The sequence below is a fragment of the Providencia sp. PROV205 genome, assembly GCF_028479505.1.
GTDB classification, from domain to species: Bacteria; Pseudomonadota; Gammaproteobacteria; order Enterobacterales; family Enterobacteriaceae; genus Providencia; species Providencia huaxiensis.
The window spans coordinates 37,667-63,956 of the sequence record NZ_JAMPNU010000013.1; the positions used below are offsets into that span (position 1 = coordinate 37,667).

A 26,290-nucleotide genomic window follows, 5' to 3' on the forward strand; every position below is an offset into this window, starting at 1 on the left:
TCAACAAACACCAATTACTGATACTAATCGGGATTTATCTGTCAATTTGTACGGTGAGCGACCGATTTTAGAAAAAAATGCGGATAATTGATATAGCGTTTGTTCTAAATATGCCAAACGACACAATGAATCGTTTGGCACTAGATTAGACAAAATTAATCTTTTAAGTTGACTTCAATCCGCTTGCTTTCATCCATCATCGCTGCTTTGGCTCGAATTTTAGCTTCTAACTGGTCGATAATGTTGTCATTATCAAAGCGCTCTTTTTGACGTTTACCGTCTTCATAGAAACCACTCTTGGTTTTTGCGCCTGCAACACCTAGCGTGGACACTTCCGCTTCACCGGGACCATTAACCACACAACCAATAATCGACACATCCATTGGTGTAATGATATCTTCTAAGCGCTGTTCTAACTCATTCACCGTGCCTATCACATCAAACTCTTGCCGTGAACAAGTTGGACAAGCAATAAAATTAATACCACGTGAACGAATACGCAGTGATTTTAAGATATCAAAACCGACTTTAACTTCTTCAACCGGGTCCGCCGCTAAAGAAATACGCAAGGTATCACCAATACCCTCGGACAGTAGCATTCCTAAGCCAATTGCCGATTTTACTGAACCTGCACGTGCACCACCGGCCTCGGTGATCCCTAAATGCAGTGGTTGATCGATTTTATTCGCTAATAAACGGTAGGAGCCGACAGCGAGAAATACATCTGATGCTTTTACACTGACTTTAAACTGGTCGAAATTCAGTCTATCTAAGATATCCACATGGCGCATTGCTGACTCAACTAAGGCTTCAGGTGTCGGTTCGCCATACTTCTCTTGAATATCTTTTTCAAGGGAACCACCATTGACCCCAATGCGAATAGGAATATTGTAATGGCGTGCACAATCAACCACTTGGCGAATTCTTTCTTCGCTACCAATATTACCTGGGTTAATACGCAAGCAATCAACACCGTATTCGGCCACTTTTAATGCAATACGATAGTCAAAATGGATATCAGCCACCAGAGGAACACTAACTTGCTGTTTAATCAACTTAAACGCTTCTGCCGCATCCATCGTAGGAACAGAAACGCGAACAATATCCACACCAACACGCTCAAGTGATTTAATTTGGCGGACTGTGGCTTCGACATCAGTTGTGCGGGTATTGGTCATTGATTGGACAGCGATAGGTGCGCCATCGCCTACTGGTACGCTGCCTACATTAATACGAGTGGATTTACGTCTTTTTATCGGTGATTCATTATGCATTTTTGTTTAATTCTCCGAACGTCCATGTGCTCTTTGTTACCGTGGTACTCTTTGCTACCGAGGTATAGTTTTAACGATTATTTTTATACGCTCAACTATACACAAGAAAGCAAACCATAGCCTATCAAAAAAGATGTTTTCGGATATAGTTTGCTTCTTTTTGTCTTTCTAATTTAGGCTTCAGGTAACTTCAATTTTGCCGGACGTTTCGCTTTGATGAAGCGGCTTAAATCAACGGCATTACCTTGGAACTGTACAGTGACATTTGCTGGTGCACCGATGTTCAGACGATAAGGCTGCGGGCCATCAAGCTCCAGCTTATCGCCATTGTTTTTGGTGCCACTGAATAAGATTTTATTATTCGCGTCACGAATTTCTAACCAGCACTGGCCAGTAAAGTTTAAGACCAAAGCTTGGCTGCTAACAGCAACAGGGTCAGTCGTTTCTGTGTTTTGTGTTCTATCTAATGCAACAGAAGATTGCGGTGCATTAGGTAATGGAATGGTTCTGACAGGCTCGGTAATCGGGTCTGTGGTTAATACAGGCTCTTGAACTTGTAATTCAAGCGCATTTTCCTGTGCGGCAGGGGCAGTGTCAGTTGAGACAATTTCTGTTGAAGTCGACAATTCAACCGGCGTTGTGCTGTTATTTTGCTGAGACAAAATCAAATCATTTTGATTTGCAATTGAAACTAGCTCATTTTTCTGTGCGTTATGATCTTGCCACCACCACACACCAACCATTGCAATCAGCACAATCACAATCAACCACGTCAGTTTCATTAGCCAACCTTCACGCTTTTTACGTTTTTTCCCTAAAGAATAGCTTTGCATAGGAGAAACTTTGGCTAATGTGACAGGTTCTTCCGTTTTCAAATACGTTTTTAATTCGTTTTCTGATATGCCGACCATTCGAGCATAAAGGCGAATATAACCACGTAAAAATGTCGGTTCTACACCAGCGGGAGCAATATCTTGTTCTATCTCTTTTACCGTACTGATTTTAAGGCATAATCGTTCTGCAACAATATCTTGGGTTAGCCCCATGCGCTCACGTGCTTGCGTCAATAATTGTCCGACTGTCGTCGTAGTCTGTTCGGTATTATTTTCGATAGTCATTTGCTGGCAACACTATTTCCAAGTTTAAAATATATAAAGCAAACATTGAGCAGCTTTATTCGTCAATAATTTATCATCATGTTGAAACAACAATTAAATTTTTCTTATTGCTTCTACTATTGTAGGTTAACAAGGGCGTTTTGCCTAACTCTAAAACGCCCTAAATCATAACCTAATTCACTAATTCAAACATATTTATAAATCAGACTGTTTTTACCTTAATAGGTTCCCCTGCTAAGCGTTTTTTCAACGTTCGCTTCGTTCTGTCAATCACGTCACCAGCAAGTTGCCCACAGGCAGCGTCAATATCATCACCGCGTGTTTTGCGCACTATCGTGGTAAAACCATAGCCCATCAACACTTTACAGAAGCGGTCGATACGACTATTCGAACTTCTACCGTAAGGGGCCCCTGGGAACGGGTTCCACGGGATTAAGTTAATTTTGCTCGGTGTGTTTTTTAAACATTCTGCTAATTGATGAGCTTGCTCAACACTGTCGTTCACGTGATCTAACATCACATACTCTACAGTTACTCGTCCTGCATTCGCATTCGATTTGGTTAAATAACGATTCACGCTGTTGAGGAAAGTTTCAATATTGTATTTTTTATTAATTGGAACAATATCGTCGCGAATATCGTCTGTTGGTGCATGTAGTGAAATCGCTAATGCAACGTCAATCATATCCCCTAGTTTATCTAATGCAGGTACAACCCCCGAAGTGGAAATCGTGACACGGCGCTTAGATAAACCAAAACCGAAGTCATCTAACATAATCTCCATTGCAGGGACGACATTATTCAAATTCAGTAATGGTTCGCCCATTCCCATCATTACGACGTTAGTAATTGGACGACGTCCGCTGGATTTCAGTGAACCAATAATTTTTGCAGCTCGCCAAACCTGGCCAATGATTTCGGAAACACGTAAGTTACGGTTGAAACCTTGCTGTGCCGTAGAGCAGAATTTACATTCCAGTGCACAACCGACCTGTGAAGAGACACACAGTGTTGCCCGATCTGCTTCTGGGATATAGACGGTTTCAACCAGTTGGTCACCCACTTTGATGGCCCACTTGATGGTGCCATCTGATGAACGTTGTTCATCAGCGACTTCCGGTGCACGGATTTCTGCAACTTCTTTCAGTTTTGCTCTAAGGACTTTATTAATATCGGTCATTTGGTCAAAATCATCATAGCAATAATGATAAATCCATTTCATGACCTGATCAGCGCGGAACGGTTTTTCACCCATTTGAGCAAAAAATTCGCGCATTTGTTTGCGATTTAAATCGAGTAAATTGGTTTTTTGGTTCGTTTTTTCTGGTGTGACAGAAATAGCGGAAGAAGTTGCACATTGTGCATCTGTCGTCATATCAGACATGGTGTATTGCCTCGTTGTTACACTTTCGGCAGTGCTATTGATGAGTATAGCACGACGTAATTTTTGCAGTCTTAAAAATATAATCGCCCCGCTAATCATAGCAGGGCGTCGCATTGTACAAACTTTATAACAATAATGCTAATGCATTAGTTAAAGAAGTCTTAGCGTGAGCAGATTTCATCCGCAGTGAAGAAATATGCGATTTCACGTGCCGCAGATTCTTCAGAGTCTGAACCGTGAGTTGCGTTTTCAGTGAAGCTGTCCGCGTAGTCTGCGCGTAAAGTACCCGCTAATGCGTTATCTGGGTTAGTTGCGCCCATCAGGTCACGGTGACGTTGGATTGCATTTTCACCTTCTAACACTTGCAGCATGATAGGGCCTGAAGTCATAAATTCAACCAGACCTTCAAAGAAAGGACGGCCTTTGTGTTCAGCGTAGAAGCCTTCAGCTTGCTCACGAGTCAAATGCATCATTTTAGCAGCGATAATAGTGAAACCGGCGCTTTCAAAACGGTTGTAGATTGCACCAATAACGTTTTTCTTCACAGCGTTTGGTTTAATAATAGAAAATGTACGTTGAACAGTCATAAATAACCTCTTAGCGATTCATTAGGCCTTTATTCTTTATTCTTCCCTGTAACTTAGGATGTAAGAACTTAAAATAGGCATGTTGTAGTTTTTTATATTATTTCTAATTCTATTGTTAGACCTTTAGACCTCAAAGGCAACCCTATCTAGGAAAAAGAAAAATAAGGCGATGATTATAGGGGCTCTGATTACAATTTCCTACAGTCACAACAACATTTTGTTAAACTTTTTATAGCAAAAAACACTATTTTTTCGGGTAAGTCACGTTTTTCATCTATTACTTCACTCTAAAGCTTATTGCCGTTACTTGGCCGCTTAAATCTAATACTGAAATTTGGTAGCTTCCACTTTTATCGAGTGTTAGCAAAATAGAACCGTTTTGCTCGGTTGTATTCACTTGTTCTCCGTTTAAAAACCACCATTTCTGCCCTTGCCCACCCTGTGTGACTAAACGCAAGTCTAAGCTAGTTTTACCAGGTAAACGCTGTAATACTTCACCATCACGTATACCAGAAATCAATAATGGCGGCATTTCTAACTTCATAGGAGGACAAACTGAATCCGCTTTAGGTAACCGATTTTCCCGTTTTTCACTGTTTGGTAACCATGACTCCACCGTAATTGGCCATAAATGCACTTCTTTTTCTTGGGCATTCGGGCAATCAGCCGCAACTTGGAGCCCTTTCTCATTGACCCAAATTTTTTGCCTTAATCCTAATAACGACTCTTGGTCTCGCGCCATTAAAGTCGGTGGGATCGTATTATCCAAGATCCAGCTAAGACGCCTTTGGCGGCAATTATTGTCATCTTTCAGCAATGCTGTGCCACCCGGCCAGCAAATCACCGCTTGGCTTACACTGGCAGGTTTCACATCTTTTGGTAACGGCTCATGTGATTGGTAAATTTTGCTCAGTAACATGCCATTTATTTGATTCATAATAGGGATCGCTGTGGCGAAACCTAACTGCCCTGCAACAGGCGTGGCATCAGGCCGCCCAACCCAAACACCGATGGTATAACGTGGATTAACACCAATCGCCCACGCATCACGATAACCATAGCTGGTCCCTGTTTTCCATGCCAAATTTATTTGCCCTGATAAATTAGGATCCGGTACAGGACGAGCTTCCCCACCCATAATTCGGCGCACTATCCATGCTGCGCCCGGTGACATCAGCGCTCTATCACGAATTTCATCGGTGGGTTTAAAGCGCAGCGGTGACACATTACCTTTTCGCGCAAATGCGCTGTAAGCGGAAACCAAATCTTCCATCCGTGTAGCTGTCCCGCCTAAAATTAGCGACAAATTTGGCTCGCTGCCTAACGGAAAGCGCAGTTCAGTCCCAACATTGCGGAGTTGAGCCGTAAATCGTTTACTGCCATACACATCTAACAACTGCACTACGGGTAAATTCAATGAGCGAACTAATGCATCGCTGACACTCACAGGGCCATTAAAACCACTGTCAAAGTTACCGGGACGATAATCATTAAAGCGCCGCGGAACATCTTGTAATAACGATTCCGCGTGGATGAGCCCATCATCCATCGCTAATGCATATAAAAATGGTTTTAACGTTGAGCCGGGGGAGCGCCAAGCGCTTACCATATCGACATGCCCAAAACGGCTATCATCTTGGAAATCAATGGAGCCAATATACGCTTTCACGGCCATATCCGTATGATCGACCACCAAAATCCCAAGTGACGTTTGTTTTGGCAGTTGGTTTTTCCAATTCATTGCCATATCTTCCAGCTGCCTTTGTAAGCTGGCATCGATAGTGGTTTCAATGATGGACTCTTGCGTCCCCTTGGTCACCCGCCTTGCCAGCAAGGGGGCTGAATGTGGATTCTTTCGCGGTGCTAACCAAATCTGTTCTTGTTTAATATCAGTAACTTTTTCAGGGCTCCAGACCTGGTATTCCTCTAACCGGTCTAACACCTTATCACGAGCGGCTTGTGCTCTTTCTGGATAACGGTCTGGCCTTAAGCGGCTAGGGGCTTGGGGTAAAACAGCAAAGAGAGCCGCTTCACTCGCTGTCAATTTTGCCGGTGACTTATTCAAATATACCCAGCTAGCGGCGCCAATCCCTTCAATCGTTCCGCCATACGGAGCGCGGTTTAAATACATCTCTAAAATTTCATCTTTTGAATAGTGGTACTCAAGCTGAGCCGTACGCCAAAGTTGTTTTAGCTTACCACCCAATGTTCTTTCATGGGGGTCAATTAACCGCGCAACTTGCATCGAAATGGTACTACCGCCTGACACAATGCGCCCAGAACTCACAAACTGCCCCGCAGCCCTAACTAGCGAAAACGGGTTTACCCCCGGATGGCGATAAAAATGGCGATCTTCATAGGTTAATAACGCTTCAATAAAATCAGGAGAAACCTCCTCGAGTGTAACCGGAAAGCGCCAAATACCCTCTTTGTCTGCAAAGCGCCACAATGGTGTGCCATCCGCTGCAACCACGGTTCGTGCCATTTCAATTTGCTTAATCGGCAACGGCCAGATTTTATCAGCCGCTAGAAAAGCCAGTGGCAAAATAATGACCAACAGAACCAGTGTAATGCCTGTGCGGCGTAACCATTTTTTCATTGATGGGAGTACCGAAAATAAATTAAAAGAGCCCTTATATCTTGAGTATTAATATAAGGGCTTTAAGAGGAGATTAACGAACGATTTCTAATTGGCCATCAGAATAGCCAGTCGCACGCCAGTCAGGGACATACATTGATTCAACTTGTGGTACTGGAATGCTATACACACCCGGTGTCACTGCCCGCGCTAAGTAGACTAATGTCGTTGGTCGATATTGCTGTACTTCAACGGCAGCCACAAAACGGTCATCACGGTATTCCATATGGCGAATTTGTGATTGTTGCATATCATCAATCAGTTCTTGCAGGTTCGGTGCAGATTCACTCAAATTAGCGCTACTGTTCGCTAAATTTTGGTTTTCTAGTTCTAAGCCCGCTGGCAGCAAGTCAACCACTAGCGCATCTGGCACACTTTGGGATGCCTGAACTTCCAGCTTAACCACCACCATTTCACCGCTTCTTAATCTATCTAATGAAATGCGATTGCCTTTCATATCATAGTAACTACGGCTGATACCTAATACGTTCGAACTTGGTTTCGGTGAATGTTGCGGATACCCCACTACGTTTAAGCGTGTATACAGGGTATTGGTTCCACTGTTTTCGATGCTATAGCCTGTTTCTAATTGGCCTTTACTCAGGAACTCACTCACAGGTTTATCTGAAACCATCGGAGGTTCTTGGCCATTAATCGTTGCTTTCCATGGAGCTTCACTTTCATTTAAGTAGAAACGGCCCGCTAAGTACAACGCGTTGCTCTCTTGTGTCGAGAAATAACGTTGAGAAGTCAAATTATTAGACAAAGTTTGCAGTTTTTGGTCGCGCGATTTTGGCATTAAATTATATTCATTTAACAGCGCAACAATCATCGCATCGTCACGGATCACTGAGCCGTAATCCCCGACATAACTGTAGCGATTACGCTGTTTTTTCAGCCCGTCAATCACCGCGCTCTCACCACGTGATTTATCCCCCATCAAGTTCAACGCAACGCCTAACTGAACAAGTGGTAAGCCACTCGCGGCATGATCTCTTTGGTTATAAAGTTGACGTAATGCACCTAGAGGTGCTTTTTGCTGTGACGCCAATACTAAGCCTGCATAAGCTTGGGTTGCGAAACGCGCGCCTGCCTGATTTTCCGTATAAGGATAATTGATTTGGTTGCCATCTTGTAAATAGCTCAATAAGCGCGTGTTTGCGTTACTGATAGCTTCTTGGGGAACCGTAAACCCACGTTGATTCGCTTTATTCAAGAAATCCGCTGCATATGCGGTTAACCAATACTCTTCGCGGCCGTTTCTATCCCATAACGAGAAACCGCCATCATTACGTTGCATACTTAACAAATGCGGAATACCAATTTCAATCGCTTTATGGCGGTCTGCATCCGTCTGCGTTTTAATCCCTATCTTATTCAGCTCAGCTTGAGTTGAGAATAATGATGGATATAACCCGCTGATAGTTTGCTCCAAGCAACCATATGGGTAAGCAAATAACTCTCTAATATAACGAGAAACATCTAACGGTGGACGGCTCGTTAATAGCACTTGCCCTTCAATGGTATCTGGTTGTAGGCCCGCAATCTGGTTAATTGGCAGTGCCCATGAGGTACCTGGCTCAATAGCGGTTGCAAACGAAACGGTTTCTGCCGGTTGTGCCGGACGAACGCCAACTTTCCAACTGTTGCTGTAATCTTTATTGGCTTCGCCTTGAATGTTAATGCCATTAATGGTCATCGACACTTCGCCTTCACCAAAGCCGTAGTCTGCTTTGACCGGTAAGTTAATCGTGGTGCGTTTGCCTTTCGGTAACGCTAACTCACGGCTACTGACACCATCAAGTTTCACCATTCCTGATGCCTTGAAGTTGACGGTCACATTCTGCGTGTTATCCGTCATATTGGTCAAATCAAGTGCAAGGTAAGACTTATCACCGCCAGCCATAAATCGTGGCATCGACATTTGTGTCACTAATGGTGCCGCGACAATCACTTTGCTATCTGCATGGCCGAACTCTTTTTCATTCCATGCTTGCGCCATCACGCGGAGTTCGCCATTAAAATCAGGGATAGCAAGGCTAATTTCACCCTCACCATCTTTATTTAATGTGACAGGCTTAGCCTGCTCAGCAATAATTTGCACTTCAGTGAGTGGCTTCATACCACCACGCTCTAATGCCGCCTCTTCGCTGTCACCACCAAAGCGCAGGTTAGCAACCTTACCTTGGCCTTCAATTAAGTGACCATAAACGTCATATTGGTCAACACTATAGCGCTTACGGCCAAAGAAAGCGTCATACGGGTCTGGAGTTTTGAAATCCGTGATATTCAATACACCAGTATCTACCGCTGATAACAACACATTCACTTTTTCAGGTAATGGTTTTCCGTCTTGTGCGGTCGCTTTAATTTTTACCGTCAAGTCTTGATTAGGACGCATTTTGTCTGGCGTCGTTAGAGCCAACGCTATTTTACGGTTCTCATCTGCAATCGGTAAATGCAACACACCCACCGCACGTTTCACCGTGGCTTCTTTAGAGTCATCTCCTGGGCGAACCACAACTGCTGAGACGTAGAGGTCATGACGAGCCCACTCTTTATTGACTGGAATTTCAACGTCTAAGCCCTTTTCTGGCACGTCGATTTCTTCCCACCACAGTGGGCCATTACTCGACTCGAGCAATATATATCCTTTACCTGCTTTAGGGGATTCAATGCGAACTTTGGCTTTTTCACCCGGTAAGTACGCGGGTTTATTTAGGCTAAGTTTCACTTGGTCAGGGCGAACTGAACCACTTCCCCCCGTATTATCTTGCCATGAATACCCTGCCCAGAACTGGACACTCGACACGAGCTGATTTTCTGGGTTGACGACTTCTAGGCGGAATGCGCCCCAATCCACAGGGAAAGACACTTTCGCAGTCCCGTCTTTGGCGATGACAATATTTTCATTCGCCATAACGAGGTCTTTTTGGTCATAATTTGAAGACCAGCCACCACTTTCAGACCAACTCCAGTAATAATCACGGCGTTCGTACACTAAACGCGCTGTTAAGTTTTCTGCCGCCAGTTTATTACCCGCCGCATCTGCCATGACTAATTCAAACTCAGCAAGCGAGTTTTCATCCACATTATGGCGTTTGACATAACGGTCTGTGCGGTAATCATAAATTTCTTTCTTAGCAAATAATGGGCGAATACCGACCAATTTTTCCGCCGGCCAAATGGCTTGCTCAGCACGACGCGTCACTGGACGGCCACCTGCTTCAAGCAAACTTGCTTGTAAAACAGCTGAAATCGGTGAACGTGTTGAACTCCAATTACTGTTTGGAATTGAAATCACCGTTTCACCGTTGCTGTCCAGCGTCAGGTCAAACTCATCCAACTTACGTGGTAAACCCTCTTCGTTGACAGCACCAAATTCAAAGCCCGGTAATTTTGCTACCGCTTCACGATTGGCCTTTAACACAATTTGGCCTTGTAACTGGTTATCTGCCGCTGGCGCACCATATAAATAACGCCCTTGAATATCAAAATCCACGGATTGATCAGTTAAACGCGGCACATCGCTACCAACGATTTCTAGCGCCATACGTTCAGGCATGAAATCTTCAACATTAAATTTGTAATAACGCAGTGGCGAACCATCACCTAAATCAAAGCGCAGTGACCAACCGCCTGTCTCTGCATTTTTAGGGATTTCAAATTGATATTGATATAGCCCATTTTGGTTTTCTTCCGGCTGCCAAACAAAGCTACGAACCACTTGCCCATCCGTTTTTAATACATCAACTTTAACTGGTTGAGTTTTAACCGGATTACCATCACCATCACGCAATAAACCATTGACCAGTAGCAATTCACCCGGACGATATAAATCACGAGGCCCAAAGGTGAAAAATTGTTTTGCGTAGCCTTCCGGCCCTGAAATGTCGAATTCAGATAAATCAAGTGCAGGCTGAGTTAAATCAATCATACTGGTTTGCCCTTCGTGGGTTGCCAGTAATAATTTTCCACCCGCTAATTTATCTAACTGGGCATGACCATCGCCATCTGTCGTGCCTTTTGTCACTAACTGGCCTTTTTCATCCAAAATACGCAGCTCAACACCTTTAATTGCGGAGCCTTTCGCTAAGGATTGGGTGAAAATGTCGACACGGTCTTGGTAACTGTGTAGTGACACACCAATATCACTCAATGTGAAGACGGTCGCAGGGAATTGATAACTATAGCTGCCTGCTTTTTGCATGATGGCCAAATATACGCCATCTTGCTGCAACTCTTTGACATCTTTGAGTGGCAGCAAAATGGTTTGGCGGGTATTTTTATCTGGGTTTAAATCAAAGCGGCCGGTATAAGCCAGCTCCACTTTGTCGAGAAACTCTTCTGAATACCAATACTCATAATTACTGCGATATTGCCACTGCGCTAAAAATTGTGGCAATTGCTTTTCATCTACACGGAAGAAATTGACGTCGACTTTATCAACGTTCAAGGCTATCACAGGTAAGCCTTGGGCGACCTTGCTCGGTAATAAGGAGCCTTTACTTGCAAAACCAACCGTTGGGATAATTTGTGCTGTGGTCAGTTTTTTCTCAAAACTGTCGGTCGTTGTACGCTCATTAACCGCTTTAATACCTGGGTTAATGGTTAAATTTAATTCTTTAGAGGGTGGAAGGTGACGGAAGCGTAGTTCCATCTGGTTATCAGACAGCTCCCAAGCTCCATCCAATTTTCCTGATTTAACATCAATAAGGTTAATAAACTGGCCGAAGTCTTGGTTGGCTTGCAATGGCACGGAGAATGTCACCACCATGGCACTTGCACCATCAAGTTGTAATTCAGATGCATCCAAAATGGTTAAATCTTTCCCTGCATATTTTTTTACCATTTCTTCAGCGGAAAGTTTCGGTGCTACTTTTTTCTGTTCTGCAACTGGCGCTGTTTTGGTTTGGTTTTCTGGCGCTGTTGTTGAAACATTTGGCTCATTTTTGGTTGTTTCATCTGCATTATCACAACCGGCCAATGCCACGACCGATGCTAACGCAAGTGCTAAATAACGTTTTTTGGTTTTTAGACCCGCCAATGAAGCCCAACTTGATTGTTGTTTCATTACCGCCCGCCCTTTAATTAGTTAAAATGTATTCTATTTTTACGGTTTTAACAGAAGGTTAAAACCACACTATATACGTTTAAATCGTTTAAAATACACACAGATAAATGCTGCTGATAGTGTTTTAATTATCAATATAATTTAACAGAATGTAATAAGAACACCTATCAGACAAAACGGAAAAAATGATGGGAGAGAAAAACAGAGAAATGAAATAATATTTTTTAAATAGTAAGCAGAATATATATTTAATTAATGACCAATATGCATTTTATGAGTGAGAAAAGTATTTTCCTCACTCTATACATGAAATTATTAGGTATTTTTTACTGGGATTGTATCTCGTAAGAAGCTACCAAGACGACGCTGATAAAAAGGTTGAACGTGTTGAGTAATAAAGTGGCTAACACCTTGCTCATTTTCATTCACCACACAAAAATCAATAGATTCGTCATCAGCTAAGAACTCACAAGCAAGTGTTCCCGCCTCATGAATAATGGTATCAATATTTTCCGCTCCTGCGGTAAATTCCAATGCTATCATTAAGATAGGCGTTTCTTGCGCGTCATCGTTCTCTATTGCGGAAACCATAAAACCGCGTCTAACCACTTTGTATTGTTTAAAAAATTCAGTCAGCGCCTCAACAATGGCTTGTGGCTGTTCTTCTAACACACTTAATTTAAGTGATGAACCTTTTGGCACGGTTAATTCAGTAAATTGGATCTCAGTTTCTTGGTTGGAACTGTTATTATTCGATTGCTGCGACATTGCCAATCCCCTGCTATTAAAAAGAATCGCTTATTATACTCGCAAATACGTCAAGGTAAAAAAATAGGCACGAAAAGTCACCTTCCCGTGCCTGTTATCAATCAAACATTCGCTACTTTGATTTACTGATTAATAAGTTAGCCAATGTTCTTACACCTGTACCCGTTGCGCCCTCAGCCCATAAGCTAACAGCGGATTTACGGTAAGTCGCGGAGCAGTCAATATGCACCCAATTTTGACGATAATTTTCAACAAAGTGCGATAAAAAGGCAGCTGCTGTACTTGCACCCGCGGTATGAGATGGCGCTGCAATGTTGTTTAAATCGGCAAAGCCTGACGGTAATTGTTGGCGATGGAATTCAGCTAATGGTAAACGCCAAAATAATTCGAACTCTGCATCTGACGCATTCATTAAGTCAGCGACTAACTTATCATCGAAGCTCAATACTGAATGGTAATCATTACCCACAGCCATTTTCGCTGCGCCTGTCAAGGTTGCTGCATCGATGATCAACGTTGGTTTTTCTTTGCTCGCATCAATCAGGCCATCGGCTAGTACTAAACGACCTTCCGCATCTGTATTCATAATTTCAACGGACTTACCATTACGGTAACGAATAATATCACCCAACTTGAATGCATTGCCGCTAACCATATTGTCAGCAATGCACAGGAACATTTTCACGCGTTTTTGTAAGCCACGCGAAATCGCCAATGCCAATGAACCCGCTAATGTTGCAGCACCGCCCATATCCGCTTTCATTGAATTCATTGAAGAGGAAGGTTTGATGCTATAGCCACCTGAGTCAAAGGTAATACCTTTACCCACTAACGCAGCAAAAACAGGGGCATTTGGGTTCGCACCTGGGTTGTAATCTAACGCTAAAAAGACCGGTGGACGACTTGAACCGCGACCAACCGTATGAATACCGGTATAACCTTGTTCTAATAAATCATCACCTTTAATAATACGGTAACTAATATCTTGTGCGCCCACCGTGCAGAGTAAATCAATGGCGCGTTGTGCTAGTTGCTCTGGCCCTAACTCTTCTGCCGGTGCATTAATGACATCACGTACCCAATCAATGGTACGAATACGGTTTTCTAACTCTTTACGATCCGCTTCTGGCAATACAGGCCATTCAATCGTTCTAGCCCCTTTTGGTGCACGAAAACCTTGCCAAAATGCCCAGCTTTTTTCTAAATCCCAGCCTTCGCCAGCCAAAGCAACATTGCGGATCCCTTGGCCATCTAATTTACGGCCAGCGCTTTGTACTGCACATAATTTACCTGCATGTTTCAGGTGGATTGTCATCCCTTTATCGCTAGAGCTTAACAATGCGCCTTCGCCCCAACAAGGTGCAGCTGGCTCACAAGAAATCATTACTGGCATAATTTGTTTTGTCATCGTTTTTCTCACTTTGTCTATTTTTGCAGACAGCAAAAGCCCATTTATTCTGTCAGCAGATGGCATTACCTTAACTGATAAATGCTAATAGGGATATCATTATAGTGCTGATATAAAATAAAAAACCGAGCACTATTTCTAATAGTCGCTCGGTCTTTAGAATAAATCCCTCGTTATTCGAATTCATCCAGCCAAACTAACAAAATCGCTTCTAGGATTTTTTCATTCGATTTTTGCGGATCATCATCAAATTCTTCTAAATCGCAAATCCACTGGTGCATATCGGTAAAGCGCACCGTTTTTGGATCAACATCGGGAAATGCGTCATACAGTGCCTCTCCGATTTCACGGCTATTTGACCATTTTAAACTCACGACACCCTCTCTTATCTATATCTGTCAGAGACATTTATGTACTTCATACAAGTCATTCAGTGCTCTAATTTTAGTCATGCTCTAAATAGTTTGTGTGTAGCTAGGCGGCAAATGAGCTAATCCCTAGGAGCATACAAAAGTATGTGACTAGGGTTAGTGAAAGAAGCCAACAACGCTACAGCGTGAAGTATGACAATGCATAACAAGCACTTCGATTTTTTAAATAATTCACCTTGTAGCTAGGCGGCAAATGAGCTAATCCCTAGGAGCATACACAAGTATGTGACTAGGGTTAGTGAAAGAAGCCAACAACGCTACAGCGTGAAGTATGACAAAAATCAGTGTTCGCGGGCGTGATTGATAGTATATTTTGGTATCTCTACCACTAAATCCTCATCCGTCACCAGCGCCTGACAACTTAGACGACTTTCTGGCTCTAGTCCCCATGCTTTGTCTAGCATGTCATCTTCGAGTTCACTACTTTCTTCCAGTGAGTCAAAACCTTCACGAACGATACAATGACAAGTTGTACAAGCACAGGATTTTTCACAGGCGTGCTCAAGCTCAATACCGCTGCGTAGTGCAACATTTAAAATAGATTCGCCTTCTTGTGCTTCGACAACCGCACCGTCTGGACATAAATCACTATGAGGTAAAAAAACTATTTTAGGCATAATTATATCTCATCCACAGAATGGCCTGACAACGCTTGGCGAATGGAGGTATCCATACGACGCGCGGCAAACTCCTGCGATTGCTTATCCAGTTGTTTAATGGCATTTTCAATTGCGATTGGGTCTGTACCCTCAACCGCTTTAATTAACTCATTGACCGCATTATCAATTCCTGACTCTTCTTCTGGCGTCAGTAAATTGCCATCTTGGGCTAATGCGCTCGTTAAACTTTCAAGCACTCTTGCTGCTTCAACTTTTTGCTCCGCTAGGCGGCGCGCATTTAAGTCATCTTGCGCGTTAGTCATTGAATCTTTAATCATGTTTGAAATTTCATTATCCGTTAACCCATATGATGGCTTAACTTGAATAGAGGCTTCTACACCCGTGGATTTCTCCATAGCGCTAACACTTAATAGCCCATCCGCATCCACTTGGAAAGTCACACGAATATGCGCACCACCAGCTGCCATTGCAGGAATATCACGCAAGGTAAAGCGAGCTAATGAACGACAATCTGCTACCATTTCACGTTCACCTTGCACCACATGAACGCTCATCGCCGTTTGCCCATCTTTAAATGTGGTAAATTCTTGAGCACGAGCAACTGGGATCGTCGTATTACGCGGGATCACTTTTTCAACCAATCCCCCCATGGTCTCTAGGCCAAGGGATAACGGGATCACGTCCAATAACAACATTTCGCTGTCGGGTTTGTTCCCTACTAAGATATCCGCTTGAATGGCGGCGCCAATCGCTACGACTTTATCTGGGTCGATGGATGTCAGAGGTGATTTACCGAAAAACTCCCCGACTTTTTGGCGTACTAATGGCACGCGAGTCGAGCCACCGACCATAACAACGTTCAGTACCTCTTGCGCTTCAACACCTGCATCTTTCAATGCACGACGACAAGCCATTAAAGTGCGTTTAACATGAGTTTCAATAAGTGCTTCAAACTGTTCACGTTGAATTTCACCTTGCCAATCACCAAGGGTGATCGTCGCAACTTCAGATGCACTTAAGGCAATTTTCGTTTCTGTCGCCACATTTAATAACTGACGATTTAAATGGTGATCGCCTTGTAATGAAACGCCTGCCTGCTCAGCAATCCACTGAGCCAATACTTGGTCAAAGTCATCACCACCAAGTGCTGTGTCGCCCCCCGTCGCCAACACCTCGAAGACTCCACGGCTCAGGCGCAAAATGGACACATCAAAAGTCCCACCGCCTAAATCATATACCGCGATCACCCCTTCTTGCCCTGAATCTAATCCGTAAGCAATCGCGGCGGCAGTCGGTTCATTCAGCAAACGTAATACATGTAAGCCTGCAAGACGAGCCGCATCTTTCGTACCTTGACGCTGAGCATCATCGAAATAAGCAGGAACCGTGATCACTACGCCATCCATTTCCCCCGCTAAGGTTTCTTCTGCACGTTTTGCTAATGTTCTTAGAATGTCAGAAGACACTTGGATTGGGTCGACTTGGCCAGCCGCGGTTTGAATAAATGGCAAACCGTTTTCGCTCGCGCTCAGTTGATATGGCAAGTCAGGATAACGTTTTTGAATATCGGTTAGAGAGCGCCCCATCATACGTTTCACAGAAATGATGGTATTAACGGGGTCTTGCTCAGCACGTTGCTTCGCATCCCATCCCACTAATTTGCTTTCGGATTGATAATTAACAATCGATGGTAATAAAAAGCGACCTTGGTTGTCAGGTAAAACCGCGGCTTCACCACTTCTGACGGTGGCAATTAAAGAATGCGTAGTTCCGAGGTCAATCCCTGCTGCTAATTTACGTTGATGCGGAGCTGCGGTCATGCCGGGTTCGCTGATTTGTAGTAACGCCATAATCGTTTTCTCTTAAAATTCATCTAGTAATCGTTCTTCGAGTTGCTCCGCTTGCTGCTGAAGCTTATCGAGAAAACGTAGTTTACGTACTGTATCAGCGGCTTTTTCCCACTCCATGGCATCCAGTTCTGTCACCATCAGGGCACTTCGTGCTTGCTGCATTTGTTTAACGTTTTGCATAAATTTAGCCAACAGATCAAGTGCATCATCACTGTTCTCAATATTGTCTAACTCTTCACGTAGCTCAAGCTGCTCCATCAAAAATGCCGTGTCATGCATAGTATGTTGTTCGTTATTAATATCAAAACCATGCAATGAAAGCATATATTCCGCACGTTTTAGCGGATGACGAAGGGCTTGGTAGGCAGCATTAATGGTTGCTGCTTTTTGCAGTGTTTGCATTTTTTCCTGTTCAGAACAGGTAGCAAAACGGTCAGGATGGTATTGACGCTGTAAGTCTTGAAAACGTAACGTCAGTTGTTCGCTATCGATGGCATAAGTGGGGGTCAACCCAAAAAGAGTAAAGTAATCCATAAGTGCTCAGTTTCTCGAACCGGTTACCAATACCACTAATAAGCTAAAACTAGTGAGATTGGCCGAAAATTAGGCTTAATTGAACGCATTATACGTGAAAACTTTCACCGCATCCGCATTCACTATTGACGTTAGGGTTATTAAATTTAAACCCTTCGTTTAAGCCTTCTTTAACGAAATCCAGCTCAGTACCATCAAGATAAACAATGCTCTTGCCATCGACGATGACCTTCACGCCTTTATCTTCAAAAACTGTGTCTTCTTCATTGATTATATCGGCGAATTCAAGAACATAAGCCATTCCTGAACAACCTGAAGTTCTTACACCTAAACGCAAGCCTTCGCCTTTTCCACGATTTTGCAGAAAGGATTGAATACGCTGCGCAGCACTTTCTGTAAGAGAAATAGACATTGCAAACCTCACTTTAGAAACAAACAAGGCAGATGCTACTCATGAGTCGCATCCGCCTTCAAATTATTTTATACCCACCCGATTTCTAAGCTAAGAAACTCAGCGATGTTTAGCCTAGATGGCGAGAGTATTGTTCCAGTTATAGGACGATAACTTGTTGTTATTTATTAATATGGGTTGCCCTATAGACTGATTAAAAACTTATTTGCTTTGGCGTTTGCTTTTGTAATCAGCAATAGCAGCTTTAATTGCATCTTCCGCTAGAATTGAACAGTGAATTTTCACTGGTGGTAATTCTAACTCTTCTGCAATTGCTGTATTTTTGATTGACTCCGCTTCATCCAAACTTTTGCCTTTCATCCACTCAGTCACCAGTGAACTTGATGCAATTGCTGAACCGCAACCATAAGTTTTAAAACGTGCATCTTCAATAATGCCGTCATCATTTACTTTAATCTGTAATTTCATGACGTCACCACAGGCAGGTGCACCTACCATACCGCTACCGACGCTTGGGTCGCTGTTGTCAAACGAACCAACGTTACGTGGGTTTTCATAATGATCGATAACTTTTTCACTGTAAGCCATTTTTAAACTCCTGAAACCGTCTGATTAATGGTGAGACCATTCGATGCTGTTAAGATCTACGCCGTCTTTGAACATTTCCCATAAAGGAGACAGCTCGCGTAAGTGGCCAATTGCGCCATGAATCATTTTGATTGCATAGTCAATTTCTTCTTCTGTCGTGAAACGACCTAAAGAGAAACGGATTGAGCTATGTGCCAGCTCATCATTCATCCCTAAAGCGCGCAGTACATAAGAAGGTTCTAGGCTTGCAGAAGTACATGCAGAACCTGAAGATACAGCCAAATCTTTTAATGACATCATCAGTGATTCACCTTCAACATAGTTGAAGCTGACGTTCAGAATGTGCGGCGCACCGTGTTCTAAATCACCATTGAGGTAAACTTCTTCGATATCTTTAATGCCGTTCCACAAACGTAACCGTAAACCGCGTAAGCGTTCAGATTCCGCAGCCATTTCTTCTTTGGCAATACGGTAAGCTTCGCCCATACCAACGATTTGGTGTACAGGTAATGTCCCAGAACGCATACCGCGCTCATGACCACCACCGTGCTGTTGTGCTTCAAGGCGAACACGTGGTTTACGACGGACATACAGTGCCCCAATACCCATTGGGCCATAGAGTTTGTGCGCAGAAAATGACATTAAATCAACTTTTAACGCATTCAGGTCGATGGGCAATTTGCCCACGCTTTGAGTTGCGTCAACGTGGAAAATAATCCCTTTACTACGGCATAATTCACCAATAGCTTCGATATCCTGCACCACACCAATTTCATTATTAACATGCATAATAGAAATTAAAATGGTGTCTTCACGGATAGCGTCTTGTAGGTCTTGCATAGCAATTAAACCGTTGCTTTGCGGTGACAAGTAAGTCACTTCAAAACCTTCACGCTCTAATTGGCGGCAGGTATCTAAAACGGCTTTATGTTCCGTTTTACAGGTAATAATGTGGTTGCCTTTCTTTTTATAGAAATTAGCAGCGCCTTTAATCGCTAAGTTATCAGACTCAGTTGCGCCTGAAGTAAACACGATTTCACGTGGGTCAGCGCCCACTAATTCGGCGATTTGATTGCGAGCAATATCTACCGCTTCTTCCGCTTGCCAGCCGAAACGATGAGAACGGGACGCTGGGTTACCAAAGTTCCCATCCATTGTTAAACATTGCATCATTTTTTCAGCCACACGCGGGTCAACCGGTGTTGTTGCTGAATAATCAAGATAAATTGGTAATTTCATTGCTCACTTACTCCAAAGGACAAGGTAACTTGCCTTTAATTTTTAAAGATACAAATGGCGGAAATTAGCTCTTCGTCTAACAACTCACCGAGGTGTACCGACTGCAATTTTTTTAATATTTTTAAGCACGTACATTGATAATCGATTCAGGTGTAATCCCATTAGGCATGGTTTTACGCTGTTCGTTATCTTGTCTATCAGCAACAACCATGACTTCTTGGTTTTTAACCAGTTCATCAAGGCTAATGCTGCTAAGGAAACTTGTAATTCTATCGCTTAAATCACGCCATAATGCGTGAGTTAAGCAGCGGTCGCCATTTTGGCAACCTTCTTTATTACCCTGACAGCGGGTGGCGTCAACAGATTCATCTACCGCAGCGATTACTTCAGCAACAAAGATTTGGTCTGCGTCTCTACCAAGCAAATAACCACCGCCTGGACCGCGCACACTCGAAACCAACTCGTTTTTACGTAAACGAGAAAAAAGTTGCTCAAGATAAGAGAGGGAAATCCCCTGACGTTCAGAAATATCAGCTAAAGGCACTGGACCTGACTGAGAGTGTAATGCGACATCTAACATCGCAGTTACTGCGTAACGCCCTTTGGAAGTGAGTCTCATAACATATTACTCCATGGTAAATTATGGTCAGATTGTGACATTCCTGAGTAATTTAGTCAACTATTTACCTGACTAATTTACTCAAGTATTATTTGCCTGTTTTTACCGTGGATTTCGCCTCACTTTTTCGCCCATTTTTCCATTGACGTTAAAATACCCCGCAGGATATGTAACTCTTGGGTTTCAATATGTGCACGTGTGAATAACCGACGTAACTTATTCATAATTAAGCCAGGGTGTGCTTTACGAATAAAACCCGATTCATTCAACACGCTTTCAAGGTGAACATAAAAACGCTCAACGTCTTCAGATGGCGGGTATTCTACCTCATCATCTGTTGAAATTACCGTATTTTTTTCATCCATTGAAAGATACGCCATGCGTATCTCATAACTCACCAGTTGAACCGCCATCGCTAAATTCAAAGAGCCGTATTCTGGGTTCGTGGGGATATATAAATGATACTGACATTTTTGTAGTTCTTCGTTGGTCAAACCCACTCGCTCGCGACCAAAAACGATAGCAACGGGAGATTCCTTCGATTGCTCTACAGATTTAACGCCACATTTACGCGGCTCAACCATTGGCCAAGATAAGGTGCGAGAACGAGCACTGGTGCCGATCACTAACTTACAACCTTCTAAGGCTTCATCGAGGGTTTTAACGATTGTTGCATTACCAATAACATCACTCGCCCCCGCAGAAAGCGCAATAGAGTGTGAGTCTGGTTCAACAAGAGGATTAACAAGATAGAGATTAGAAAGCCCCATGGTTTTCATTGCGCGGGCCGTTGAGCCCATATTACCAGTGTGTGAGGTCTCAACAAGAACAATACGGATATTATCTAACATGGTTTATACGTTTCATGAAAAAATTATCGCAATAGCTTAACACAAAATTGCTTATTGTGACGAACATCTATATACTTCGGCACTCAAGTTTTTCGTTCTTTAACATTCCAGTGGAAAAAGCCCATGCATCCGATGCTTAACATCGCCATACGTGCAGCACGTAAGGCCGGTAATCACATAGCTAAAAACTATGAAATGCCTAGCAATATCAAAGTCACTCAGAAAGGCACTAACGATTTCGTTACTAACGTTGACCATGAATCTGAGCAGCTAATTATTGAAATCATCCGCAAGTCATATCCAGACCACACGATTATCACTGAAGAAAGTGGTGAGTTAATTGGTAAAGATGATGATATTCAATGGGTAATCGATCCACTGGATGGCACTACCAACTTCACAAAACGCCTCCCTCATTTTTCTGTCTCTATCGCTGTACGCGTTAAAGGCCGTACAGAAGTTGCTGTTGTTTACGACCCAATGCGTAATGAATTATTTAGCGCAGTACGTGGACAAGGCGCTCAGCTTAACGGTTATCGTATTCGTATCGATGAAAAACGCGACCTTGATGGCGCTATCGTTGCGACAGGTTTCCCTTTCAAACAAAAACAACACGCTGCGGTATATATGAATATCATGACTGCAATGTTCGACAAATGTGCTGATTTCCGTCGTACGGGTTCTGCCGCATTAGACCTATGCTATGTTGCTTCCGGTCGTGTTGATGCATTCTTTGAAATTGGCTTAAAACCTTGGGACTTCTTAGGTGGTGAGCTGATCATGCGTGAAGCTGGCGGTATTATGACTGACTTTATTGGCGGCCATAATTACATCGCATCTGGTAACTTAGTCGCAGGTAGCCCACGCGTTGTTAGAGACATACTGTCTGTCATGAAAAATGAATTATCGGAATCATTAAAACGTTAATCCGGTAACTTATTGAATTTTCACACCCACACAATTCGACTGTTTTGTGTGGGTGTTTTTTACTGATTAAATGGCTTGATGTGTATTAAAATAAGATAACACCTTTAATTAGCTCACGGTTATTAATCACGTCTTGCTCATAACTATCACCAATAGAATTAAAATCAAATTGATGAGTTAGCATCATTTCACTCGCGAGTTTCCCTTCCGCCATCAACCTTGCAACTTTATTAAAATCTTCAAGCGTTGCATTACGACTCCCCATCATTGTTGTTTCTTTCTTATGAAAATCAGGGTCTGGAAACGATAAATTACCTTTAAATAGCCCAACAAACACGATCAAACCGCCATGACGAATTAAATTCACTGCAGTGTTCATTGCGTGTTGGTTCCCCGTTGCATCAATGACTTTCTCTGCAAGCATGCCTGAAAAATGGCTTTCAATACTTGATAAGTAGTTTTCAGCCGCTGGGTCACACGTTTTTAAACCTAATACCTTTTCAACATGTTGGCGACGTGCCTCACTGGTATCAGCAACTAATACGTTAGCACCGTCCGCTTTAGCAATCGCAGCGACACCAAGCCCTATCGGACCCGCCCCTACGACTAGAACAGTATCTTGAGGCTTAACTTGTGCACGCCTCACGGCATGAGCACTAATCGAAAAAGGTTCAATTAACGCCCCATCAATATCAGTAACGGTATCCGCAATGGCTAACACATTGTTTTGTGGGACGTTTAAGAACTCACAAAAACCACCATCTTCATGAACACCAATCACCGAAATTTTTTCACAGCAATTTGTTTTACCACTTTTGCAAGCCCCACACTCATAGCAAGCCACATAAGGCATCACGGCAACACGTTGCCCTACTTTCCATTGAGTGACATCAGAACCAACCTCACAAATAGTTCCAGAAATTTCATGGCCTAATACACGTGGATACTGGAAAAATGGCTGATTTCCTCCCCATGCGTGAATATCAGTTCCACATATTCCAACTGCATGTATTTTTATTTTTACGTGCCCAACTTGAGCTGTAGGTTCAGCGACTTCTTGGTAGACTAATTTTTTAGGTTCTTGGCAAATCAATTGTTTCATATTTCCCTCCATCAATTTATCTGTCTTTTTTAATTTAAAAAACATAGACTAGATACTTAGCAACCAAATTTTGTGATTAAATGTTTTTAAATCGGTTTTAAATCGGTCTTTAAAGAATAAAAAACAGCTTAAGGGGGCATTAAATGGTAAGGAGTAAAAATATACGTTATGGGTCAATTAACGAATTTTTAGATGCGATTCATAAAAATTTATTAACGTCTCCCTTCCCATCACAATCTTCTTTAGCGGAAATGTTTAATATCAGTCGAACCACCGTTAGACATACCCTTGAATATTTACTAGAAAAGAAAATCATTGAAAAACAAGGGAATGAATACCATGTCATTCGCTATCCCAATAAAACTGATTTTTTCCCAGTTGAGTCAAGCCTTCCAGATCAACAAATCGTCTTATTCGAAAAAGCGTTTTACCAAATGATAAAACGCAAAGAGTTGATGCCTGGAGATACTTTTACTGAGTTACAATTGGCGAAAAAAAGCCATGTGAGCTCTAGCGTTGTCCGAGAGTTTTTAGTGGAGTTTTCTCGTTATGGGTTAATTAAAAACACCCACCGAGGAAATTGGCATATGATGAAGTTTTCACGTGAATATGCAGAAAAACTTTTTGAGTTCAGAGAATTACTGGAAACCAACGCCCTTACTCACTTTTTAAATTTACCCGCAGATGACCATCGTTGGATTTTAGCGAAAGAGCTATTACTCAAGCATAGAACACTGCGCGAAACGGTGACTATCAATTACCGCGACTTTTCCCAACTCGATTATGAGCTACATAGCCTTATTTTATCGGGTGCCAACAACCCATTTTTTAATCAGTCTCTTGAAATCATCACTGTGATATTTCACTTTCAATACCAGTGGGATGAATCTGACTTAAAAGAAAGAAATGTACTGGCAATTGAAGAACATATGACCATTTTAAGTGCTTTAATTAGCCGTAATGACATTGTTGCGATGAATGAACTTCGTCACCATTTAGATACCGCTAAACGAACGATGATCAATTCCATACAACAAACTTATGAATAAATAGCACCAACATGCCAGGCCAATGGATGGCCAACAACAGTATTTCATTTTCTCGATAATTGTACACATCAAATAAAACCTGAATTTTTTAGTAAAAAAACAACTCAATTATAAAATTATTATTATTCAAAATTATAACAACCTAAAATATTTGTTATTTTTCAATTAATTAAAATAAATACTTATTAAACACATTTAATCCATCAATAACCTGTCTGTTTTTAACTGATAAAAAACACATTAAAAACATCAAAAAGCCATTCATTCCACAAAATTGATTCAATTAATAGTCCATAGAAAAAAATACTTCTAGTCTGAGTCAACACCAGATGATTAATACACATAATAACTAGAGGAATGGTCATGGATTACTTAAATCGACAGTCAATGGCTAACAAGCAATACCCAGAAAGAATTCTACAATTCGGAGAAGGTAATTTTCTACGTGCTTTTATCGACTGGATGGTTGACCAACTGAATGAAAAAACAGACTTCAATAGTGGGATTACTATTGTTAGGCCAATTGACTCATCACATCCCTCAATTAATCAACAAAATGGACTTTATACCGCCATCACCAGGGGAATTAATGAACAAAAACAAAGCGTTTCTAATATAAGAATAATTAATTCCGTTAATCGTGAAATACTTATTTACTCTGAATATGATAAATTTTTAAAGTGTGCAGAAAATCCTGACTTGCAATGGGTATTCTCTAACACAACTGAAGCAGGGATCGTATATAAGCACGATGTACGCCTAGAAGATGCACCGGCAAGTAGTTTCCCGGCTAAACTTACGCAATTTTTATTTCACCGCTTTCAATATTTTAATGGCGATAACAGTAAAGGGTTAATCATCATCCCATGTGAGTTAATTGACTATAATGGCGACAAGTTACAAGAATTTGTGAATAAACATGCGCAAGACTGGAAACTTCCCGCAGATTTTATTGCTTGGCTAAATGACAGTAATACGTTTTGTTCTACGTTAGTCGATAGAATTGTTACTGGCTATCCAAAAAATGAAATTGAAAAACTAGAAAAAGAATTAGGTTATAAAGACGATTTTCTCGTCACAGCTGAATATTTCTATTTGTTTGTCATTCAAGGACCAAAAGTATTAGAGCAAAAACTAAAACTAAATGAATTACCATTAAATATCAAAGTTGTCGACGATATAAAACCCTATAAAGAGCGTAAAGTGGCAATTTTGAATGGTGCACACACTGCGATGGTCCCCGTTGCTTACTTAGCAGGCATTAGAACTGTTCGTGATGTCACTACCAACCCCATTTTCTTATCTTTCATTAAAGATTTAATTGATAATGAAGTTATTCCTGTTTTATCTCAAAGCCCTTCGGAGCTCGCAGCTTTTGCTTCCGCAGTGATTGACCGTTTTAATAACCCATATATAGAACATGAATTAATCTCAATTTCGCTTAACTCACTAACTAAATTTAAAACTCGCTTATTACCCCAATTAATCTCTTACGTTAATCAATACAATAAAATCCCTTATTGCATTTCATTTTCACTTGCTGCGTTGATTGTTTTCTACCGAGGAGAGCAGGCTGGGAAAATCATTCCTTTAAATGATGATGATTATTTACTGGAACGCTTTAAAGCTTGGAATGAACTCTATGACTCAAATGTAAAACAACTTACTGAAAATGTGCTAGCGATGTCTGATTTATGGGGATTAGACCTCAACGAAATACCGAAATTACAGGATGATGTGAGCCAGAAAGTTACTGAAATTCTGAGTAATGGTACAGAATCAATGCTACGCAAAAAATACGTTTGTTAGAAAGAAAT

The 26,290-nt window shown here is 42.1% G+C and carries 21 protein-coding genes; 3 read left to right on the top strand and 18 right to left on the bottom strand.

From position 1 onward, the window contains the following. Window positions 1–155: 155 nt before the first annotated feature. From ispG to trmJ, 17 genes are all read right to left on the bottom strand, one after another. The gene (gene ispG, locus PR800_RS09160; RefSeq protein WP_004264895.1) at window positions 156–1,274 is read right to left on the bottom strand and encodes a flavodoxin-dependent (E)-4-hydroxy-3-methylbut-2-enyl-diphosphate synthase; all 1,119 of its coding nucleotides are present in this window, start codon (window positions 1,272–1,274) and stop codon (window positions 156–158) included. Window positions 1,275–1,447: 173 nt separating this feature from the next. Beyond that, entirely contained in the window at window positions 1,448–2,392 is a 945-nt protein-coding gene (gene rodZ / locus PR800_RS09165; RefSeq protein ID WP_102137552.1) for a cytoskeleton protein RodZ, read from the bottom strand. A gap of 202 nt (window positions 2,393–2,594) precedes the next feature. Further along, the gene (locus PR800_RS09170) at window positions 2,595–3,776 is read right to left on the bottom strand and encodes a bifunctional tRNA (adenosine(37)-C2)-methyltransferase TrmG/ribosomal RNA large subunit methyltransferase RlmN (protein WP_004912645.1); all 1,182 of its coding nucleotides are present in this window, start codon (window positions 3,774–3,776) and stop codon (window positions 2,595–2,597) included. 161 nt (window positions 3,777–3,937) lie between these two features. Continuing rightward, on the bottom strand, window positions 3,938–4,363 hold the full coding sequence (ndk, locus tag PR800_RS09175) for a nucleoside-diphosphate kinase (protein ID WP_272530618.1): 426 nt from the start codon (window positions 4,361–4,363) through the stop codon (window positions 3,938–3,940). A gap of 277 nt (window positions 4,364–4,640) precedes the next feature. Next, window positions 4,641–6,962, bottom strand: coding sequence for a peptidoglycan glycosyltransferase PbpC (gene pbpC / locus PR800_RS09180; RefSeq protein ID WP_166267528.1), 2,322 nt, complete (start codon window positions 6,960–6,962; stop codon window positions 4,641–4,643). A gap of 73 nt (window positions 6,963–7,035) precedes the next feature. Next, entirely contained in the window at window positions 7,036–12,075 is a 5,040-nt protein-coding gene (locus PR800_RS09185) for an alpha-2-macroglobulin family protein (protein ID WP_272530620.1), read from the bottom strand. A gap of 315 nt (window positions 12,076–12,390) precedes the next feature. Then, window positions 12,391–12,843, bottom strand: a complete 453-nt coding sequence (locus PR800_RS09190; RefSeq protein WP_102137549.1) for an enhanced serine sensitivity protein SseB C-terminal domain-containing protein — start codon at window positions 12,841–12,843, stop codon at window positions 12,391–12,393. Between the two features lie 112 nt (window positions 12,844–12,955). Next, window positions 12,956–14,251, bottom strand: coding sequence for an aminopeptidase PepB (gene pepB, locus PR800_RS09195; protein ID WP_166267532.1), 1,296 nt, complete (start codon window positions 14,249–14,251; stop codon window positions 12,956–12,958). Between the two features lie 173 nt (window positions 14,252–14,424). Then, window positions 14,425–14,625 (bottom strand): Fe-S cluster assembly protein IscX, encoded by a 201-nt coding sequence (gene iscX / locus PR800_RS09200; protein ID WP_004912658.1) that lies wholly within the window; start codon window positions 14,623–14,625, stop codon window positions 14,425–14,427. Window positions 14,626–14,963: 338 nt separating this feature from the next. After that, a complete protein-coding gene (gene fdx / locus PR800_RS09205; protein WP_042844637.1) occupies window positions 14,964–15,299 on the bottom strand; it encodes an ISC system 2Fe-2S type ferredoxin in 336 nt (111 codons plus the stop codon). A 2-nt stretch (window positions 15,300–15,301) separates the two neighbouring features. Continuing rightward, window positions 15,302–17,152: a Fe-S protein assembly chaperone HscA gene (gene hscA / locus PR800_RS09210; RefSeq protein WP_195697440.1), complete on the bottom strand. Its 1,851-nt coding sequence runs from the start codon at window positions 17,150–17,152 to the stop codon at window positions 15,302–15,304. 12 nt (window positions 17,153–17,164) lie between these two features. Then, window positions 17,165–17,686, bottom strand: a complete 522-nt coding sequence (gene hscB / locus PR800_RS09215; protein WP_195697441.1) for a co-chaperone HscB — start codon at window positions 17,684–17,686, stop codon at window positions 17,165–17,167. Between the two features lie 88 nt (window positions 17,687–17,774). Continuing rightward, entirely contained in the window at window positions 17,775–18,098 is a 324-nt protein-coding gene (gene iscA, locus PR800_RS09220) for an iron-sulfur cluster assembly protein IscA (RefSeq protein ID WP_004264913.1), read from the bottom strand. Window positions 18,099–18,299: 201 nt separating this feature from the next. Then, the gene (iscU, locus tag PR800_RS09225; RefSeq protein WP_004264914.1) at window positions 18,300–18,686 is read right to left on the bottom strand and encodes a Fe-S cluster assembly scaffold IscU; all 387 of its coding nucleotides are present in this window, start codon (window positions 18,684–18,686) and stop codon (window positions 18,300–18,302) included. A 24-nt stretch (window positions 18,687–18,710) separates the two neighbouring features. After that, window positions 18,711–19,925, bottom strand: a complete 1,215-nt coding sequence (locus PR800_RS09230; RefSeq protein WP_004264915.1) for an IscS subfamily cysteine desulfurase — start codon at window positions 19,923–19,925, stop codon at window positions 18,711–18,713. 121 nt (window positions 19,926–20,046) lie between these two features. Next, a complete protein-coding gene (gene iscR, locus PR800_RS09235; protein ID WP_004264917.1) occupies window positions 20,047–20,544 on the bottom strand; it encodes a Fe-S cluster assembly transcriptional regulator IscR in 498 nt (165 codons plus the stop codon). A gap of 119 nt (window positions 20,545–20,663) precedes the next feature. Then, entirely contained in the window at window positions 20,664–21,395 is a 732-nt protein-coding gene (gene trmJ, locus PR800_RS09240) for a tRNA (cytosine(32)/uridine(32)-2'-O)-methyltransferase TrmJ (RefSeq protein WP_272530621.1), read from the bottom strand. A 123-nt stretch (window positions 21,396–21,518) separates the two neighbouring features. On the opposite strand from trmJ, the gene suhB reads away from it, so the two are divergent. Then, window positions 21,519–22,322: an inositol-1-monophosphatase gene (gene suhB, locus PR800_RS09245; protein WP_102137545.1), complete on the top strand. Its 804-nt coding sequence runs from the start codon at window positions 21,519–21,521 to the stop codon at window positions 22,320–22,322. Between the two features lie 85 nt (window positions 22,323–22,407). On the opposite strand, the gene PR800_RS09250 is transcribed toward suhB, so the two are convergent. Next, entirely contained in the window at window positions 22,408–23,424 is a 1,017-nt protein-coding gene (locus PR800_RS09250; protein WP_102137544.1) for a zinc-binding alcohol dehydrogenase family protein, read from the bottom strand. 143 nt (window positions 23,425–23,567) lie between these two features. On the opposite strand from PR800_RS09250, the gene PR800_RS09255 reads away from it, so the two are divergent. Beyond that, complete coding sequence (locus PR800_RS09255; protein ID WP_102137543.1) at window positions 23,568–24,473, top strand: GntR family transcriptional regulator; 906 nt, start codon at window positions 23,568–23,570, stop codon at window positions 24,471–24,473. A 363-nt stretch (window positions 24,474–24,836) separates the two neighbouring features. Next, window positions 24,837–26,282, top strand: a complete 1,446-nt coding sequence (locus tag PR800_RS09260) for a tagaturonate reductase (protein WP_210847953.1) — start codon at window positions 24,837–24,839, stop codon at window positions 26,280–26,282. The last annotated feature ends 8 nt before the right edge of the window (window positions 26,283–26,290 follow it).